At 68.2% G+C, this 19515-nt stretch carries 13 protein-coding genes; 2 read left to right on the top strand and 11 right to left on the bottom strand.

Annotated elements, in window-relative coordinates; genetic code table 11:
* Positions 1-22 precede the first annotated feature (22 nt).
* Both ASG30_RS12025 and ASG30_RS12020 read right to left on the bottom strand, forming a co-directional pair.
* Positions 23-1498 carry a M20 family peptidase gene (locus ASG30_RS12025; protein WP_055896514.1) on the bottom strand — a complete coding sequence of 492 codons (1476 nt, stop codon included), beginning with the start codon at positions 1496-1498 and terminating at the stop codon, positions 23-25.
* A 37-nt stretch (positions 1499-1535) separates the two neighbouring features.
* Positions 1536-3638, bottom strand: coding sequence for a 3-hydroxyacyl-CoA dehydrogenase NAD-binding domain-containing protein (locus tag ASG30_RS12020; RefSeq protein ID WP_055896511.1), 2103 nt, complete (start codon positions 3636-3638; stop codon positions 1536-1538).
* A 205-nt stretch (positions 3639-3843) separates the two neighbouring features.
* Between ASG30_RS12020 and ASG30_RS12015 the strand changes: the two genes are divergently transcribed.
* Complete coding sequence (locus ASG30_RS12015; RefSeq protein ID WP_055896509.1) at positions 3844-4500, top strand: N-acyl amino acid synthase FeeM domain-containing protein; 657 nt, start codon at positions 3844-3846, stop codon at positions 4498-4500.
* Between the two features lie 132 nt (positions 4501-4632).
* Complete coding sequence (locus ASG30_RS12010; protein ID WP_162243731.1) at positions 4633-6702, top strand: hybrid sensor histidine kinase/response regulator; 2070 nt, start codon at positions 4633-4635, stop codon at positions 6700-6702.
* A gap of 35 nt (positions 6703-6737) precedes the next feature.
* On the opposite strand, the gene ASG30_RS12005 is transcribed toward ASG30_RS12010, so the two are convergent.
* The 9 genes from ASG30_RS12005 to ASG30_RS11965 form a co-directional block, all read right to left on the bottom strand.
* Positions 6738-8627 carry a hypothetical protein gene (locus ASG30_RS12005; protein WP_156385505.1) on the bottom strand — a complete coding sequence of 630 codons (1890 nt, stop codon included), beginning with the start codon at positions 8625-8627 and terminating at the stop codon, positions 6738-6740.
* Between the two features lie 127 nt (positions 8628-8754).
* Positions 8755-9450 (bottom strand): ABC transporter ATP-binding protein, encoded by a 696-nt coding sequence (locus ASG30_RS12000; RefSeq protein WP_055896502.1) that lies wholly within the window; start codon positions 9448-9450, stop codon positions 8755-8757.
* Between the two features lie 2 nt (positions 9451-9452).
* Complete coding sequence (locus ASG30_RS11995) at positions 9453-10235, bottom strand: ABC transporter ATP-binding protein (protein WP_055896498.1); 783 nt, start codon at positions 10233-10235, stop codon at positions 9453-9455.
* Complete coding sequence (locus ASG30_RS11990) at positions 10232-11572, bottom strand: branched-chain amino acid ABC transporter permease (protein WP_055897481.1); 1341 nt, start codon at positions 11570-11572, stop codon at positions 10232-10234. Before ASG30_RS11990 ends, ASG30_RS11995 begins: the two co-directional genes overlap by 4 nt.
* 70 nt (positions 11573-11642) lie before the next feature.
* Complete coding sequence (locus tag ASG30_RS11985) at positions 11643-12590, bottom strand: branched-chain amino acid ABC transporter permease (protein WP_055896495.1); 948 nt, start codon at positions 12588-12590, stop codon at positions 11643-11645.
* 73 nt (positions 12591-12663) lie between these two features.
* Positions 12664-13980 carry a branched-chain amino acid ABC transporter substrate-binding protein gene (locus ASG30_RS11980; protein WP_055896492.1) on the bottom strand — a complete coding sequence of 439 codons (1317 nt, stop codon included), beginning with the start codon at positions 13978-13980 and terminating at the stop codon, positions 12664-12666.
* Between the two features lie 112 nt (positions 13981-14092).
* Complete coding sequence (locus ASG30_RS11975; protein ID WP_055896489.1) at positions 14093-15721, bottom strand: 3-(methylthio)propionyl-CoA ligase; 1629 nt, start codon at positions 15719-15721, stop codon at positions 14093-14095.
* 95 nt (positions 15722-15816) lie between these two features.
* Positions 15817-16983, bottom strand: coding sequence for a hybrid sensor histidine kinase/response regulator (locus ASG30_RS11970; RefSeq protein WP_055896478.1), 1167 nt, complete (start codon positions 16981-16983; stop codon positions 15817-15819).
* 9 nt (positions 16984-16992) lie between these two features.
* Complete coding sequence (locus ASG30_RS11965) at positions 16993-19512, bottom strand: hybrid sensor histidine kinase/response regulator (protein ID WP_055896475.1); 2520 nt, start codon at positions 19510-19512, stop codon at positions 16993-16995.
* Positions 19513-19515: the final 3 nt, after the last annotated feature.

Below are 19515 nucleotides of genomic sequence, written 5' to 3'. Positions count from 1 at the left end.
GGTGGGCCTTTCGTGGGAGGAATCAGGTGGGCTGCGCGTTCAGGTTGCGCAGGAGCTGGTGATAAAAGCGCACCAGCTCGGCCAGGTTGGCGGTGGAGATGCGTTCGTTGATGCCGTGCAGGCGGCTCAGGTCGTCGGACTTCACGCGCACCGGCGCAAAGCGGTAGATGTGGTCGGCCACGGGCTCGTAGTGGTGCGAATCGGTGCCGGTGAGCACGAGGCTGGGCGACACCACGATGCCGGGGAACTGCGAGCGCAGCGTCCGCGCGAGCGCCTGGAAGGCCGGCGTGTCGGTGCGCGAGATGCGCGAGGGGTTCCCGGCGCCGGGCAGCAGCGTCACCTGCACGTCGGGGCCGGCCTTGCTTCGCACGTGCTCCACCATACCGGCGGTGGTGTCACCGGGCAGCAGCCGGAAATTGACCACCGCCTCGGCCTGGCCGGGCAGCACGTTGTCCTTGTTGCCGGCGTTCACGATGGTCAGGGCCGTGGTCGTGCGCAGCAGGGCGTTGGTGGAATGCGCCTTCTCCAGCTGCCGCCGCACGACCGGCTCGAACAGCCAGAGGTTGGACAGGGCCACGCGCTGGAAGCCGGCGAACTCCGGGGCCAATGTCTCGAACATCTCGCGGCCCACGCCCTTGAGCGCGGCGGGCCGCTGCTCGGTGTCCAGCCGGTGCAGCGCGGCGGCGAGCTGGCCGATGGCGCTGGTGCCGCCCACCGGCGGCATCGACGAGTGGCCGGGCGTGCCGCTCGACTTGAGCGCCACGGAGGCGTAGCCCTTCTCGGCCAGGCCGATCAGCGCGACCGGCCTGGTGATGCCGGGGATGATGCCCTCGGTGATCACCGAACCTTCGTCGAGCACGAACTCGAGGCGCACCTGCCGCTGCTGCAAGTGCTTGACGATGGCCAGCGCGCCGCGCAGTCCGCTGATCTCCTCGTCGTGGCCGAAAGCGAGGTAGATGCCCTGCCGCGGCTGGAAGCCATTGGCCAGCAGCATCTCGACCGCCTCGAGCTGCGCGATCACGCGGCTCTTGTCGTCCCAGGCGCCGCGGCCCCAGACGAAGCCACCCTGGATGGCGCCGGCGAAAGGCGGGGCCTGCCACTTGTCTTCGGTGCCGGGCGACACGGGCACCACGTCCTGGTGCGCCATCAGCAGCACCGGCGGGGCCTTGGGGTCCGTGCCGGTCCAGGTGTAGAGCAGGCTGTAGCCGCCCACCACTTCGAGCTTGAGCTGCTGGTGCACGCGCGGGAAGCGCTCGCGCAGGAAGGCGTGGAGCTTGCGGAACTCGTCGGCGCTGGCATTGGGGTCGTCGTGGCTGGCGATGGTCCGAAAGCGCACCGCGCCGGCCAGCTTCTCCGCGACCGCCTTCTCGTCGACCGCCAGCGCCGCGGCCGGCGGCACGTCGAGCTGGCGCGAGCCCTGGCGCCAAGTGTTCGCGGCCACGCCTGCCACGAGCAGCAGCAGCAGGCCGAGGACCGCGAGGAGGGTGCGCTTGATCATTCAGGCTTGGCGGGCCGCGCCGGCCCGCCGGGCGTCGTCAGGCGGTGAATCCCTTGCCTTCGGCCACCAGCTTCTGGATCAGCGGGGCCGGCTCCCAGAACTTGGCGTCGTCGCGCGGGTTCTGCTGGAAGCGCTTCATGGCCTGCACCACGTTGAACAGGCCCACCTGGTCGGCGTACATCATGGGACCGCCGCGGTAGACCGGGAAGCCGTAGCCGGTGAGGTAGACCATGTCGATGTCGCTGGCCTTGGAGGCGATGCCTTCCTCGAGGATGTGCGCGCCCTCGTTGACGAGCGAGAACACCAGGCGCTGGACGATCTCCTCGTCGGAGATCTTGCGCGGCTCGATGCCCAGTTCCTTGCGGTGGGCGGCGATCATGTCGTCCACCAGCTTCGAAGGGATCGCATCGCGCTTGCCTTCCTGGTAGTCGTACCAGCCGGCGCCCGTCTTCTGGCCGAAGCGGTTGAGCTGGCACAGCTTGTCGGCCGTCTTGCTGTACTTCATGTCCGGGCGTTCCTGCGAGCGGCGCTTGCGGATCGCCCAGCCGATGTCGTTGCCGGCCAGGTCGCCCATGCGGAACGGGCCCATGGCGAAGCCGAACTTCTCGATGGCGCGGTCCACCTGCTGCGGCGTGGCGCCTTCATCGAGCAGGAAGCCGGCCTGGCGGCTGTACTGCTCGATCATGCGGTTGCCGATGAAGCCGTCGCACACGCCCGAGACCACGGCGGTCTTCTTGATCTTCTTGGCGAGGGCCATCACCGTGGCCAGCACGTCCTTGGCGGTCTTCTCGCCGCGCACCACCTCCAGCAGCTTCATCACGTTGGCCGGGCTGAAGAAATGCAGCCCGACCACGTCCTGCGGCCGCTTGGTGAACGAGGCGATCTTGTCGACGTCCAGGGTGGAGGTGTTGCTGGCCAGGATGGCGCCGGGCTTCATGGTCTTGTCCAGCGCCTCGAACACCTTCTGCTTGACGCCCATCTCCTCGAACACGGCCTCGATCACCAGGTCGGCGTCCTTCAGGTCGGCGTAGTTCAGGGAGGTCGAGAGCAGGCCCATGCGCTGCTCGTACTTGTCCTGCTTCAACTTGCCCTTCTTGACCTGGGACTCGTAGTTCTTGCGGATCGTGGCCAGGCCGCGGTCCAGCGCCTCCTGCTTCATCTCGAGCATGGTCACCGGGATGCCGGCGTTCAGGAAGTTCATCGAGATGCCGCCGCCCATGGTGCCGGCGCCGATGACCGCCACCTTCCTGATCTCGCGCTTGGGCGTGTCCTCGGCGACGTCGGGGATCTTGGACGCGGCGCGCTCGGCCATGAAGATGTGCCGCAGCGCCCGGCTCTCGGGCGTGAGCATCAGGTTCATGAAGAGCTCGCGCTCGAAGACCATGCCGTCGTCGAACTTCTTCTGGGTGGCGGCCTCCACGGCATCGACGCACTTGACCGGCGCCGGGAAGTTCTTGGCCATGCCCTTGACCATGTTGCGGGCGAACTGGAAGAAGGCGTCGCCCATCGGGTGCTTGCACGGCAGGTCGCGCACGCGCGGCAGCGGCCGCTTGCCGGCCACCTCGCGGGCGAAGGCCACCGCCTCTTCCGCCAGCGACTCGGGCGACGACGCCATCTTGTCGAAGAGCTTCTGGCCAGGCACCTGGGCCAGGATCTCGCTCTTGACCGGCTCACCCGAGACGATCATGTTCAGCGCGACCTCCACACCCAGCGCGCGCGGCAGGCGCATCGTGCCGCCGGCCCCGGGGATCAGCCCCAGCTTCACCTCGGGCAGCGCGACGTTGGTGCCGGGCGCCGCGATCCGGTAGTGGCAGCCCAGCGCCAGCTCCAGGCCGCCGCCCATGGCGATGGAGTGCAACGCCGCGACCACCGGCTTGGAAGAGTTCTCGACCGCCGAGATCACCGACAGCAGGTTGGGTTCGGCGATCGCCTTGGGCGAGCCGAACTCGCGGATGTCCGCTCCGCCCGAGAACGCCTTGCCCGCGCCGGTGATCACGATGGCCTTCACGGCCGCATCGGCCTGGGCCTTCTCCAGCCCGGCGGTGATGGCCTGCCGGGTGGCCAGGCCCAGCCCGTTGACCGGCGGGTTGTTCATCGTGATCACGGCGACGTCGCCCTGCACCTTGTATTCAGCGGTCATGGATGCTTCCTTCGGAAAAGAGAAAAGAACGATCGTTCTATTTCGGAATTCTAGGGACCTCATGTTGCCCCGGAACCAGGCGCTTGTCGCGGGAGGGACAAACCCGACCGGCGCCAGCACCGATGCGCCGGACACCGTTGAGACAGAGAATGGCTGGGTGTCGGCATTCTCGGCACCTAACACACCCAAACCAGGAGAGAGAAAAATGGAATTTCGCAACAACACCCTTCGCGCAGGCTTCCCGGCTCCGTGGTCCATGGGCGACACGCCCTGGCAGGGTCCGGACGAACTGAGCGCGACGGTGTTGAGCAGCGCGGCGGACCGCCGGCTCGTGACCCACCTGCGGCAACAGGCCGACGTGCAGACCGAGTACGAGGTGGACCCCGGCATGGCCGCGCTCGAGGACGTCAAGGACGACCTGGGCGTGGTGCTGGCCATCATGCGCGGCGCCGAGCCCATCGGCACCATCCGCTTCATCCCCGCCGGCCATGGCGTGACGCTGACCGAGCGCTTCTGGTCGCACGCCAGCGCCGGCACCGTGCTGGTGGGCGCGGACAGCTGGGAGGTCGGCCGCCTGATCATGGCCCCGGAGCACCGCAACGCGGAGCTGCTCCCCCGCTGCATGACGCTGGCCTTCCTGGAACTGCTGCAGAACGCCGAAGTCCAGCACCTGCACGCTTCCTGCCACATGCGCATGACGCGGTTGTTCCGCCGCTTCGGTTTCAAGATCCACACCACCTGCACCACCGGCACCGGCAAGGATTGCGCCCTGATCCATGGCGAGGTGAATGCGGTCGCCGCCGCGCTGAAGGTCGCCTCGCCCGGCATGGTCCCGGCCCAGCGTCAGATGCTGCACGCGTGAACGAATGGCGTACGGGAACCGTAAGCTGGAACTGCTAGAGTCAACAAGCAAAGAGGAGCTCAGGCTCCCCGGGGGGGAAGGATGTACGGGCTCGTCAAGCGCCTATTCGAGCGTTACCGCTCATACCACGACATGGACCGGCCGATCCTGCAATGGATCGGCGTCATGGGCGCGATCGGCTTCCCCCTTTTCTACATGCTCCGGCGCACTTCCATGGTGCCGCCGCGCTACGACGACCTGGAACTTCGCGCCGCGGCCACCCTGCTGTGCGTCGGCCTGGCATTGCGGCGTTGGTGGCCGGCATCGTGGAAGCGCTTCTATTTCGCCTACTCGTATGGCGTCGTTTTCTACTGCCTCTCGTTCCTGCTGTCCTTCACGTCGCTGAAGAACCAGGGCGGAACGCTGTCGGTCGTCAACATGGTGATGGCGACGATCCTGATCATCCTGGTGGCCGACTGGCGCAATGCCGTGGTGATGCTGGCCGCGGGCTATGCCGGCAGCCTCGTCGCGTACATGGCCACCGAACCCCCCGGCACCCCCATCCCGTCGGGCTTCGCCGTCGCGGCGGTCACCTCCATCCTGGTCGTGGCGGCGGGCGCCTTGTCCCACTACGGCCAGCAGCGCGCCGAAATGGCACGCATGCGGCGGCTGTACTCGGGCCTGGCCGGCTCCATCGCCCACGAGATGCGCAATCCCCTGGCCCAGGTGCGACACGCCCTGGACAGCATCGCCGCTTCGCTCGCCCCGCACCAGGCGAGTGGGGGCGCCCGGCTGGCCGCGGAACAGCTGCACGCCGTGATGGCCACCGTCCAGCAGGGCCGCAATGCCGTGAGCCGCGGCCTGCAGGCCATCGAACTGACGCTCCAGCAACTGCAGCCCGCGCCCATGGACCCGGCCACCCAGCGGCCGGTCCAGGCCCTGGCCTGCGTGGAGCGGGCGGTCCAGGCCTACGCCTACCAGGATGAAGGGCAGCGCGCCCGGGTGCGGATCGAGGCCCGCGGGGACTTCAGCTTCCGGGGCGACCCGACGGCGCTGGAGCTGGTGCTGTTCAACCTGCTGAGGAACGCGCTGTACTACGTTCCACTGCATCCGGCGATGGCCGTCACGATCACCGTCGAAGGCGGTCTGGCGCCGCGCATCGTGGTCCGCGACACCGGCCCCGGCATCGAGCCGGACCTGCTCTCCCGTCTCTTCCAGGAATTCCAGACCGCGGGCAAGGCGGAAGGCACCGGACTGGGCCTGGCGTTCTGCCGCCGCGTCATGGAAGGCATGGGCGGCCGGATCGCCTGCCGCTCGCAATACGGGGAATTCACCGAATTCACGCTCGGCTTCCCGCCGGCGGAAGGCGCCGTGCAATCCGAGGCCCTGGCGCCGCAGGCCGCGCAAGCCTCGCTGGCCGGCCGCACCGTGCTCGTGGTGGACGACCAGGCGCTCAACCGCTCCATCCTCCGCGCCCTGTGCCTGACGCTGGACATGCGGGTGCTCGAGGCCGAGCACGGCCAGCAAGCGCTCGACCTGCTGGGCAGCGGCACGGTGCCCGACGCCGTGCTCATGGACGTGGACATGCCGGGCCTGGACGGCATCCAGACCACGCGGGCCCTGCGCGCCCTGCCCGGCCGCGCCGGGCGCGTGCCGGTGGTGGCCGTGACCGCCAACGACTCACCCGCCGTGCAGCAGGTGGCTTCGGCCGCCGGGCTGCAGGCCGTGCTGGGCAAGCCGGTCGACGCCGCCATGCTCGGCCGCACGCTGGGCCGGGTGCTGGCGTCCGAACACGACCCTGCCGCGCCGTTGCCGGCACCTGCGGCGGCCCCGTCGCCCGCCCCCTCCGCGCTGCTGGACCTGCCGCGCCTCGAGGATTTCCGCCGCATGGGCCTGATGGAGGAGCTCTTGCCGGAATCCCTGACCGGCATGCGGCGGCTGCTGCAGGACATCGGCGACTGCCTGGCCCGTGATGACGCCGAAGGGGCCAAGTCGGCCCTGCACACGCTGGTGGGGGTGAGCGGCGAAACGGGAGCGCAGGCGCTGCACGCCATGCTCAAGCGCAAGTACCGCGACTGGCTGGAATCACGGCCGCCCGAAGGCACCGGCTGGATCGACGAGGCCCGGGCCCTGCTCGCGGCCACCGAGGAGGCCCTGCGCCGGCAGTACGGCGTGGTCGCCGCCATCCCCGCTCAGACTTCCAGCGATTCCCTGCGCGTGTAGGTATCGCTGCGCGGTTCGGCTACGCCGATTCGCGTTTACGGGAGGCACGCGGTGCTGTAGCTCCCATCGCTGTTCACCCCGGGTTGGGTCCGGCAGACGCGAACTCGGGCCGGATTCTCCGGCGGGTTGGCTTGCAGGAGCAGCTGAAACTTCAGCCCTTGATGGGGATCCACGAAGATGGGCGACTCCGCGGTCAGTCTCTTGATCCACACGTGGTGGGCGTTGTCGGATCCCATGCCCTGTATCGTCCGCGCCACCTTGCGCACGTCCACGCCGACCTTCAGCAACTGGCCGGGAGCACCGCTCAACGATCCGTTGAACCCCGTCAAGGTGGAGTAATCCAGAACATAGGAAAACGGCGAAAAGCCGGGAGTGCCGCCCCAGAAGTCCCACGGAATGCGCGCCATCTTCGTCCCCAATCCGGGTTGATCGTTGGCGTAGAGGGAGATGACCTGGTTGGCCCCATCCGTCAGGAGCCGCTCCTGGTTTGCGGGCAGCCATCGGACCAAAAGCTTTTCGAAGGCGGAGAGATGGAGCAGATGCTCCTGGCCCATGGGCGTGTACTCGTCTCCGTAGGCGACGACGTCGCATCCGAATGCACCGTCGGCCTGGCTGCGGCCGACCTCGCCGACGCCGGGGTTCTCACCTGGCGCATTACCCGGTGGCGGGCAAAGTAGACCATCCGAGTGGTAGAGGCCGAACGCATGTCCCAACTCATGGACGAAGTTCTTGGTGAGTGACCGCACCGGTTCGCTGTCCGTGGTGCCGACGATGATCTTTCGGGGTACGCCCGTTGAACCGAAGGAAAAGCCACGATCCATCCTGTCCACGAAGATGGCCGCGATGTCCCAGGCGGTGTGGCCGGGATGGAGGGCCAGGACATCCTGGACGATGTCCTGCACGACGCAGCCGGCCCAGACGCCGTTGAGCAGGGTGCATCCGTACTGGCTGGCTGTCTGGGGAAGCCTGGTCCATCCGTACGTGGCTTCCCAGTAGAGATTGGCTCGGCCTCCCGAAACTTCCGCAAGCCAGGCCTGGGCATTGTCGGGTCCGCTGCCACTCGCATTGAAGATGGCCCGCTGCATCTTGTTCAGGTCGGTGGGTGGCCGAGGCTCGCCGTCGAAATAGACACCGACGATTCCGACCCCGCTTTGGCCTGTGGAGACACCTCCGCACTCCGGCGTGGTCACCGAGAGTGCCGGACTCGGGCTCGACAGATTGCCGGCCTTGTCGATGGCACGCGCGACGTACTGATACGGCTTGCCGGGCTCCAGCCCCGCGAAGTCGACGTGGTCGGTCCATCCTCCGATCCCCCTCGCTGAGTACCCCGCGAGCACATTGTTGCGATACCAGTAGAAGCCATCCACTTCCAGGAAGCTGCTCACGCGGGTCCTGAGGACGAGTTCATGACAACTTCTGCTTTCCTGGAGCGTGGGTCTTTCGGGCACGGCCGGCGGTGCCGTGTCCAGGCAAGCAGGGGCGTTCGATGCGAGCGTCGTGACCATCGGGAACAAGGCTTGCGGCGATTCGTTGCCGGCGAAGTCGATGGAGGTGACCGAAAACCGATACGTCTGGCTCGGATTGAGCCCGCTCACCTTGTAGCGACGAACTGACAGGCCGTCCCGAAAAGCTGCATCGGGCAAAGGCGTGCCTCGGGTGGTGGCGTGGTACACGCCATCCTTGTAGATCTTGTAGTCGCGCAATCGCGAGCCGTAGTCGTACCCTCTTTGCCAGACGAGTTCGACCGTCCTGCACAGGTCGACTTCGGCGCGGATCACCTCAGGCATCTTCGGGGGCGTGGTGTCTGCGTAGGCCCTCTCATGCCCGAAAAAGATGGCTGCGGCCAGGAGCATTGCCGTGCGCAGCCAGGGTTCTGACGCGCCCTCCCGTGCTCGCGGGGAACGCAGTGCCAGTATTTGGATCATTCGGCTCTCCTCAAGGAGCCGAGAAGCTAGCGACGTGATCGCTGCAACTGAAGCCTGTTGGTCATGAAAGCCCCAGCACCGGGGCGGCACTCATGCCAGCGCCAGCGCCAGGGGCCCCTGCTACGCCTCAGACCTCCAGCCACTCCTTGCGCGTGTAGGCGTCGGCGCGCAAGGCGTCGGGCGTGCCCTGGAACACGATGCTGCCGTGGCCCATCACGAGGGCCCGGTCGGAGATGGCCATGGCGATGGTGAGCTTCTGCTCGATCAGCAGCACCGAGATGCCACGCTCCTTGAGCTTCTTCAGGTAGCCCGCCACCAGTTCGACGATCTTGGGCGCGAGGCCCTCGGTGGGCTCGTCGATGATGATCAGGTCGGGGTCGCCCATGAGCGTGCGGCACAGCGTCAGCATCTGCTGCTCGCCGCCGGACAGCACGCCGGCCTCGGTGTGCTGGCGCTCCTTCAGGCGCGGGAACATCGCGTACATGTCGTCGAACGACCAGCGGCCCTGCTGGTTGGCGCGCTTCTGGCCGAGCATCAGATTCTGGTGCACCGTGAGCTTGGGAAAGATGTCGCGGTTCTCCGGCACGTAGCCGATGCCCAGGTGGGCGATCTCGTAGGGCTTGCGGCCCAGGGCCTGCTGGCCCTTCCACTCCACCTGGCCGGTGCAGTCCACCATGCCCATGATGGCCTTGGCGGTGGTCGAGCGGCCCGAGCCGTTGCGCCCCAGCAGCGCCACGATCTCGCCCGGCTGCACGTCGAAGTGCACGCCGTGCAGCACGTGACTCTTGCCGTAGAAGGCGTGGAGGTTCTCGACCTTCAGCATGTTCAGTGGCCCCCCACCTGCGCATCGGCCACATGGGAGCCCAGGTAGGCTTCCTGCACCCGCTGGTTGGCCCGCACCCTCTCGGGCGTGTCGAAGGCGATCACCTCCCCGTAGACCACCACCGCGATCTTGTCGGCCAGGCCGAACACCACGCCCATGTCGTGCTCCACGGTCAGCAGCGTCTTGCCCACGGTGACTTCCTTGATCAGCTCGATGAAGCGGCGGGTCTCGCTCTTGCTCATGCCGGCAGTGGGCTCGTCCAGCAGGATGACGCCGGCGCCGCCGCCGATGGTGACGCCGATCTCCAGCGCACGCTGTTCGGCGTAGGTGAGGTTGACGGCCAACACGTCCCGCTTCTTGTCCAGCCGGATCATGCGCATCAGCTCCTCGGCGCGCTCGTTGGCGTCGTCCAGGTCGGCCAGGAACTTCAGGAAGGTGTAGCGGTAGCCCAGGCTCCACAGCACGCCGCAGCGCAGGTTCTCGAAGACGCTGAGCTTGGGGAAGATGTTGGTGATCTGGAAGCTGCGCGACAGGCCCAGGCGGTTGATCTCGTACGGCTTCTTGCCGTTGATGCGGCGGCCATTGAGCAGCACGTCGCCGCTGGTGGGCTCGAAGCGGCCGCTGATGAGGTTGAACAGCGTGGACTTGCCGGCGCCGTTGGGCCCGATCACCGCCACCCGTTCGCCGGGGCTCACCGTCAGGTTGGCGCCGCGGATGATCTCGGTCTTGCCGAAGCTCTTGCGCAGGTCGCGCAGTTCGAGCGCGAAGGACGAAGCGTCGTTCATGCCAGGGCCTCCCGCCGCTTGAGCTCCTTCTCGATGTACTCCTGGATCTCGCCCCACTGGTGCACGAAGTGGCGCCGCGTGAGTTCGAACAGGCCGATGCCGGTGAGCATCACGAACGCGCAGCCGAACCAGCTGTTGAGGCCGTGCGCATCGAGCGTGGCACCCAGGAACTTCAGCTGCGGACCGAGCGCCGGATTGAGCTTGAGGTGGTAGACCATCTCGATCATCCCGGCCGCCCCCAGCAGCACGATGAGGGCGATCACCCCGAGGGCCAGGTAGCTGACCCACAGCTCCCGCAACCGCCCGAAGGCCGCCACGCGCAGGTTCATCATGATCAGGCTGGCGATGCCGCCGGGCGCGTACATCACCATGAAGAGGAACACCAGGCCCAGGTACAGCAGCCAGGCCTTGGTGAGCTCGGACAGCAGCACGAAGGCCAGCACCATCAGCACGGCGCCGATGATGGGGCCGAAGAAGAACGTGGCGCCGCCCAGGAAGGTGAACAGCAGGTACGCACCGGAGCGCGGGCCGCTCACCACCTCGGAGGTGACGATCTCGAAGTTGAGCGCCGCCAGCCCGCCCGAGATGCCGGCGAAGAACGCCGCCACCACGAAGGCGATGTAGCGCACCACCTGGGTGTTGTAGCCGACGAACTCCACCCGCTCGGGGTTGTCCCGCACCGCGTTGAGCATGCGGCCGAGCGGCGTTCGCGTGAAGGCGAACATCGCGGCCGTGCAGACGAAGGTGTAGACCGCGATCAGGTAGTACAGCTGGATCTGCGGCCCGAAGGTGATGCCCAAGGGCTTGGGACCGGTGACGCGGTTGCTGGAGATGCCGCCCTCGCCGCCGAAGAACTCCGGGAACATCAGCGCCGAAGCCCAGACCAGCTCGCCCACGCCCAGCGTGATCATGGCGAAGGGCGTGGCGGCCTTCTTGGTGGTCACCCAGCCGAACGCGACCGCGAAGACCATGCCGGCCAGTCCGCCGGCGATCGGGATCAGGCTCACCGGGATCGGCAGCTTGTTGCCTGCCACCAGGTTGAGCGTGTGGATGGCCAGGAAGGCGCCCATGCCCGAATACACGGCATGGCCGAAGCTGAGCATGCCGCCCTGCCCCAGCAGCATGTTGTAGGAGAGGCAGACGATGATGGCGATGCCCATCTGGCTCAGCATGGTGTGGGACAGCGAGCTGGTGAACAGCATCGGCGCCACCAGCAGCAGCGCAGCGAACAGGCCCCAGACGATCCAGCGGCCGATGTTGTACGGCTTGAACTCGTAGTAGCCCTCGTGCGGGCCTTGCGCCGGGATCGGCGCAGGCGCGGTGCCGGGCACCGCCATGGGCACGCCGGTGGTGGTGTTCTCGCGGCTGGCCGCCGGCGACTGGGAGTCGGTCAAGGTGGACATGGGTTCAGCCCTCCCGCGTGCCGAGCAGGCCCTTGGGCCGGAAGATCAGGATGAGGACCAGGAAGACGTAAGGCAGGATGGGCGCAATCTGGCTGATCTTGAGCTTCCACAGCGCAAAACCGAAGGTCGAGGGCGTGATGTTGACGCCGACCGAGTTGAGCGCGCCCATCAGCGAGGCGTCGATGCCGACGGCGAAGGTCTGGATGATGCCGATCAGCAGCGAGGCCACGAAGGCGCCCGAAAGCGATCCCATGCCGCCCACCACCACCACCACGAAGATGACCGAGCCGACCACGGCCGCCATGCCCGGCTCGGTGACGAAGGCGTTGCCGCCGATCACGCCCGCCAGCCCCGCCAGCGCGGCCCCGCCGCCGAAGACCAGCATGAACACGCGCGGCACGTTGTGGCCCAGGGACTCCACCGTGTCCGGATGGGTGAGCGCGGCCTGGATGACCAGGCCGATGCGGGTTCGGGTGAGCAGCAGCCAGATGGCGATGAGCATCAGCACCGCCACCAGCATCATGAAGCCCCGGTACATGGGGAAGTTGGTGCCGTACAGCGTGAAGAGCGGGCCGTCCAGCATCGCCGGCACGCGGTAGTCGACCGAGCTGGTGCCCCACACCAGCTGCACCATCTCCAGGATGATGAAGGACAGCCCGAAGGTGATGAGCAGTTCCGGCACGTGCCCGAACTTGTGCACCCGGCGCAGGCAGTACTTCTCGAACAGCGCGCCCACCAGCGCCACCACCAGCGGCGCGACGACCAGCGCCGGCCAGTAGCCCACCAGCTGGGCGACGGTGAACGCGAAGTACGCACCCAGCATGTAGAAGCTGGCGTGGGCGAAGTTGAGCACGCCCATCATGCTGAAGATCAGCGTCAGGCCGGAACTCAGCATGAACAGCAGCAGCCCGTAGCTGATGCCGTTCAGGAGCGAGATCGTGAAGAACTCCATGGACCCTCGGGAAGTGCGGGCACAAAAAAGCCGGGACCGCTGGCGGAACCCGGCTCGTGGGGATCGCCTGCGGTCAGCCCGCCGGACGCTTCATCTGGCAGCTGGTGGGCGTGCTCGACACGTACGGGTCCATCTGCTTGATGGGCACGAACGTGAAGTCGGTGTTCTCCACCTTGTACTCGCCCGGCTTGGCCTTCTGCCACTTGGTGATGAACATGCTCTGCTGGAGCTGGTGGTCGGTGGCGCGCATCTGCGCGTCGCCGGCGAAGCTCTTGAACGACAGGCCTTCCATCGCCTTGGCCACGCGCACCGGGTCCGCCGAGCCGACCTTGGCCATGGCGTGGCCGAGCAGCTGGATGCCGTTGTAGGTGGCGTAGGTGTAGTAGTCGTCGTTGAACTTCTTCTTGAATTCAGCGGCGAACTTGCCGATCTCGCCCGTCTGGTTGGCGTGGCCATACGCCACCACGTACACCTCGCTGTCGCCGCCGCTGGCCAGCGCCGTCGGCGTGCCGGTCACCCCGGCGTAGTAGGTGTACATCGGCACCTTGAGGCCGGCGTCGTTCATGGCCTTGACCAGCAGCGTCAGGTCCTGGCCCCAGTTGCCGGTGACGACGGTGTCGGCGCCGGACTGCTTGATCTTGGCGACGTACGGCGCGAAGTCCTTGACCTGGCCGATCGGGTGCAGGTCCTCGCCCACCACCTTCACGTCGGGGCGCTTGCGCGTGATCGCGTCCTTGAAGTACTTGGCGACCTGGTGGCCGTGCGAGTAGTTCTGGTTGATCAGGAAGACGTTCTTGACCTTGGGCTGGTCCTTCATGAAGGTGGTCAGCGCCTCCATCTTCATGGACGTGTCGGCGTCCAGGCGGAAGTGCCAGTAATCGCACTTCTCGTTGGTCATGGCCGGGTCGACCGCGGCGTAGTTGAGGTAGACCACCTCCTTGCCGGGGTTGCGCTCGTTGTGCTTGGCCACCGCGTCGAGGATGGCCAGGCCGGCACCCGAGCCGTTGCCCTGCGTGACGTAGCGGAAGCCCTGGTCGATGGCGGCCTTGAGCGTGTTCAGGCTTTCCTGCGGCGAGCCCTTGTTGTCGAAGCCGACCACCTCGAACTTGACGCCGGCGGGCGTCTTGCCCGACAGCTGCTCGGCGGCGAACTGCCAGCTCTTGAGCTGGTTCTGCCCGACGTTGGCGAACGGGCCGGACAGCGGGTCCATGAAAGCGATGCGGACCGACTGGCCCTTGAGCGCGCCGCCACCCGCAGGAGCCGCCGCCTGCGCGGCGGGCGCGGCCGGTGCGGCCGCCGGCTTGGCGGGAGCCGTCTGGGCGAACGCGAACCCTGCACCCGTCAGGGCCAGGACGGCGGCGACGGTGACATGCCTCAGCGCGAAATTCATCTTGCGTCTCCTGGGTGTTGGAATGCGCGCAGGGTACAAGTATTCGTCCAGTGCAATGGTCAGGGAATGCCCGTAAGCTGGAGCGCTGCTATCGCGCAGGCGACACGCGTGCTCAGGCCGTCGGCAGGCGGTAGTCCTTCAAGGTCTCGCGCAGCCTGGTCTTGAGCATCTTGCCGGTCGCGCCGAGCGGGATCGCGTCGACGAACACCACGTCGTCGGGCACCTGCCACTTGGCGATCTTGCCGTCGTAGAACTTGAGCAGCTCCTCGCGCGTCACCTCGGCGCCCGGTCTCTTCACCACGGCGATGATCGGCCGCTCGTCCCACTTGGGGTGCGGCATGCCCACGCACGCCGCCATCTGCACCGCCGGATGCGACATCGCGATGTTCTCGATGTCGATCGAGCTGATCCACTCGCCGCCGGACTTGATCACGTCCTTGCTGCGGTCGGTGATCTGCATGTAGCCCTCGGCGTCGATGGTGGCGACGTCGCCGGTGGGAAACCAGCCGCCCACCAGCGGATCGCCGCCCTCGCCCTTGAAGTACTCGCGCACGACCCAGGGGCCCTTCACGTACAGGTCGCCGTAGGACCTGCCGTCCCAGGGCAGCTCCTTGCCGCCGTCGCCCAGGATCTTCATGTCCACGCCGAAGATCGCGCGGCCCTGCTTGAGGCGGATCTTCATCTGCTCGTCGGGGGGCAGCGGCAGGTGCTTGTTCTTCAGCGTGCACAGCGTGCCCAGCGGACTCATCTCGGTCATGCCCCACGCGTGCAGCACGTCCACGCCGTAGTCCTCGCGGAAGGCCTGGATCATCGCGGGCGGGCAGGCGGAACCGCCGATGACGGTGCGCCGCAGCGTGGAGAAACGCAGGCCGCCCGGCTTCATGTGGCCGAGCAGCATCTGCCACACGGTGGGCACACCGGCCGCGTACGTCACCTTCTCCGCCTCGACCAGCTCGTAGACCGACTTGCCGTCCAGCGCCGGGCCGGGGAACACCAGCTTGCAGCCGGTGAGCGCGGCCGAATACGGGATGCCCCAGGCGTTGACATGGAACATCGGCACCACCGGCAGCACCGAGTCGCGCGCCGAGATGCCCATCACGTCCGGCAGCGCCGCGGCGTACGCGTGCAGCAGGGTCGAGCGGTGGCTGTAGAGCGCCGCCTTCGGGTTGCCCGTGGTGCCGCTCGTGTAGCACATGCTCGACGCGGAGTTCTCGTCGAAAGTCGGCCAGTCGTAGGCGGTCGACTGGCCGCCGATCCAGTCCTCGTAGCCGACCAGATTGGGGATGCCGCTGTCCCGGGGCACCTTGCCCGAGTCGCACAGCATCACGTACTGGCGGATGGTCGGGCACCGGGCATGGATCGCCTGCACCAGCGGCAGGAAGGTGGCATCGAAGCACAGGACCTGGTCTTCCGCATGGCTGGCGATCCAGGCGATCTGCTCGGGGTGCAGGCGCGGGTTGATGGTGTGCAGCACGCGGCCGGAGCCCGACACGCCGAAGTACAGCTCCAGGTGCCGGTAGCCGTTCCAGGCCAGCGTGGCGACGCGGTCGGAGAACAGCAGGTTCACCGAGTCGAGCGCGTGGGCGACCTGCCGGGACCGCGCGGCCACGTCGCGCCAGGTGTAGCGGTGGATGTCGCCCTCCACCCGGCGCGAGACGATCTCGCCGTCGCCGTGGTGGCGCTCGGCAAAGTCGATCAGCGACGAGATCAGCAGGGGTTGGTTCTGCATCAGGCCCAGCATGGCGTCTCCTTGTGCGGCGTTCTTGTGGGGAAAGCGCAGATGCTACGACCAACCGCGCCCGTCGCGGGGCGGCGTCGAACCGGGGACGCGGGGCGTCAGGCCCCCGGGGAGGCTTCGATGGGCTGCACGGCGCGCTCGAACTGCAGCAGCACCGTCGTGCCTTCGCCGAGCGTGGAGTCGATCCGCACCGAGCCGCCCGCGGCCTGCATGACGCGCTGGCAGAACATCAGGCCCATGCCGTTGCCGCCGCTGCCGGCGCGGGTGGTGACGGGCTCGCGCGTCAAGCGGGCCAGGACGTCGGGCGGGATGCCCGCGCCGTTGTCGACGAAGCGCAGCCAGCCGCGCGCGCCTTCGGCGCCGCCCTCGCAGCCCGCCTCGATGCGCAGGCTGGGCCGGGGGCGCCCGCGCAGCGCCTGCAGCGCGTTCTTGGTGAGGGTGCACAGCACCAGGTACAGCAGGTCGCGCCGGCCCGGCAGGCGGAAGTCCCGCGCCACGCGGCGGGTGACCCAGACCCGCTCCTGCTCCTCGAAGGGGAATTCGTCCAGCGCCCCCAGCAGCGCGGAGGCGCTGACGGTCTGCGGCGCCGCGCCGGGATAGGCATCCCGGGCCGACTGCAGGAAGGTGGCCACCAGCGACTGGCAGTACTGGGCGCGGCGCTCGGCCCGTTCCAGCGCGGCCAGCAGTTCGCCGGGCTGGTGCTCCTCGAACTCCGCGACGCCGGCGCGCGACCCGGCGCCGTTGGCGATGGCGCGGGCGGCCACGGTGCTCACGCAGCCGCGCACCGTCGCCAGCGGCGTGTTCAGCTCGTGGGCCAGGAAGCCCAGCGTCTCGCGCAGCGTGGCGGCGCGGCTCTCGTTCAACGCGCGCTCCAGAGCCTGTTGGCGGTACAGCGCCAGGGCCTCGCGCAGCGCCTCTCGCGTGGGCTCGTCCTCGAGCGGCTTTTCCAGGATGCGCAGCACCTTGCCCTGGTTGACCGCGGCGATCGCGACGTCCTTCTCGGCGTAGGCCGTGGCCAGCAGGCGCACGATGTGGCGGTGGTCGTGCTGCACCCGGCGCAGCAGCTTCATGCCGTCCTGCTCGGGCATGCGGTAGTCGGTGACCAGCGCGGCGAACTCGTCGCCCCGCTGCGCCAGGATGGCCATGGCGTCGTCGGCGCTGGCCGCGGTGGCCACGTCGAACTCGCCTCCGAAGCAGCGGGCGAACCACTTGCGCGACGGCGCCTCGTCGTCGACGAACAGGATGGAACGCGCTACGTGCGGCATCTCTGGACCTTACCCCTCGGTGGCGCGGGCGCCCGAGTGGCGCGCGCCGTACTCGCGCAGCGCCTGCTCGGTGCGCACCGCCAGCGCCTGGGCCTTGGGCAGCCACTCGTCCGCCGGCGGCCAGCGGCCCTCCTCGAGCACGGGAACATACACGCCGCGCACCCACTGGTACAGCGCCAGCGCCCCCGCCTCGCCGCTCATGCCCAGCAGCGAGTGCAGCGTGTCCTGTGCGCGCGGCAGGTCCTGCGCGGCCACTGCCTGTTCCAGCGCGCCCATCAGCCGGGCGATCTCGGGCAGGTAGTCGGCCAGCAACTCCTCCAGCAGCCCCAGCCGCTGGTAGCTCTCCAGCCGCGCGAGGTTGAGCAGCGCCTCCTCGTCCGGCGGGGAAGGTGGAACAGTGGGCTGCGCGAGCGGTGACGGCGCGACCGGGCCGCGCGGGACGGCTGTGAGTTCGGCCACCACCTCGTACAGCTGGGCCGCCTCGACCGGCTTGACCAAGAAGCCGTTCATGCCGGCATCGCGCGCGCCCTGCACCGCCGGCGAGTCCGAATGGGCCGTGAGCGCGATGATGGGAAGCGTCGACCACGCCTCGTGGCTGGCGCGGATGGCGCGCGAGGTGTCCAGGCCGCCCAGGCCGGGCATGTTCAGGTCCATCAGCACCGCATCGAAGGCGGCGCCGGCACGGAGCGCGGCCAGGACAGCCTCCCCATGGTCGACCTCCACCACGGACGCGCCCGCGTCGCGCAGGTAGGCGGCGACGGCACGGCGGTTGTAGGCGCTGTCGTCGGCCAGCAGCACGCTGCGGGCGGCCAGCGGACGCCCGCCCGCCGGCGAGGCGGTGCTGCGCCGCTCCAGCGCCCGCTGCAACGCCTGCACCAGCGGCAGCTGGGCCGAGGGCTTGGCGACGAAGCCGTCCATCCCGGAGCGCTGCGTCTTCACCCGGGCCAGGTGGGCCGGCTCGCTGGTGTGGGCCACGATGCGCACGTAGCGGTTGGCCGGCACCTGGCCCTGGCGCACCTTCTGGGCGACCTGGTAGCCGTCGAGCACGGGCATGTTCAGGTCCAGCAGCACCAGGTCGTAGGCGTGGCGCGAGAGCATTTCCAGCGCGCGCTGGCCGTCGGCCGCCTCGTCGATGACCAGGCCCAGCGAGCGCAGCTTGTGGCGCGTGGTCACGCGCTGGGCGGCGTCGTCTTCGACCACCAGCAGGCGCTTGTCGGCCAGCACGGCGCGCGCCGAATCGAGCACCTGCTGCCGGTGCTCCTCCCGCGCCTGCTCGCCGGCCGGCGGGAACTGCATGGTGAATTCGGTGAAGGCCCCCGGCTGCGAGTGGCAGCGGATCTCGCCGCCGAAGGCCTTCATCACGCGCTGGCAGTAGGCCAGCCCCAGGCCGGTGCCGCCCGACTTGCCCACCGACCGGAAGGGCTCGAACAGCGTGGGCAGCACCTCGGGGGCGATGCCCGGACCGTTGTCGCGCACGGTCACCTGCTGGCCGCCGACGGTGATCGTCACCGCCGTGCCCGGGTGCAGCCGCAGGTAGTACAGGGCGTTCTTGATCAGGTTGAACAGCACGAACAGGTAGGCGGTCTCGTCGCCGAGGAACTGGAAGTCCTCGTCCACCTTGACCGAGACGGCGGCACGCGCGTCGTCGCCGTCGTAGCCGTACTCGTCGACCGCCTTGCGCACCACCTCGGCCGCCGACAGGTAGGAGAAGCTGACCGTGTCCAGCGGCTTGGCGCTGACCTCGTCCAGCGTCATGGAGATCACCTGCAGCCCGCGCTGCACGGCCTGCTCGCCGTGCGCCAGGTGGCGGTAGAGCGTGTCGACCTCGGCCGGCCCGACCGCGGCCAGCTGGCCGGGCACGCCGGGCGCGGGCAGCACCTTCTGCATGCGCTCCAGGCTGTGGCGCACCTGGGCCAGCGGGTGCCGCAGCTCATGCGCGATCGAACCCGCCAGGGCCTGGGTGGCGCGCAGCTTGCGCTCCGCATCGATCTGCTCGGTGGAGAACTTGAACAGGTTGCCGCCGATCACGATCAGCGTGTACGCGGGCAACTGCGCGATCAGGTCCAACGGCAGCCGCGGATCGTCGACCGTGAGCGCGTAGTAGCCCGCGGCCAGCGCCGTGCCGACGGCCAGCATCGCCAGCGTGTTGCGCCAGTCGGTGAGCATCACCAGGAAGCACAGCACGATGAAGGCGTTGGAGATGGCAGGCACCCCGCCGCCGCGCTCCAGCGCGACCAGGATGGTGAAGGTCGGCAGGCAGTACAGCAGCACCAGGTACGAGTACCGGATGTAGTACGGCTTCAATCGGGCCGGCCAGAACTCCTTGAGCCCCAGCCCCAGGAACAGCAGCACCGCGACGGCGCGAAACGGCAGGTCGTCCCAGAGGTCCGGGTTCTTGCGGGTGAACCGCAGGAAGAAGAAGGCGATGTAGGTCACCGCCCCCAGGTAGCCCATGTACTTGAGGCGCGGTGGACCATAGGCGTGGTACGCCTCGTAGTGCGCGAACAGGCGCGAGAACCAGCCGGTCATGGA

Origin of the sequence: Ramlibacter sp. Leaf400 (assembly GCF_001424545.1) — a bacterium.
Classification (GTDB): Bacteria; Pseudomonadota; Gammaproteobacteria; order Burkholderiales; family Burkholderiaceae_C; genus Ramlibacter.
The sequence above is the reverse complement of the archived record's forward strand: the minus strand, read 5'-3'. Positions and strand labels throughout refer to the sequence as shown.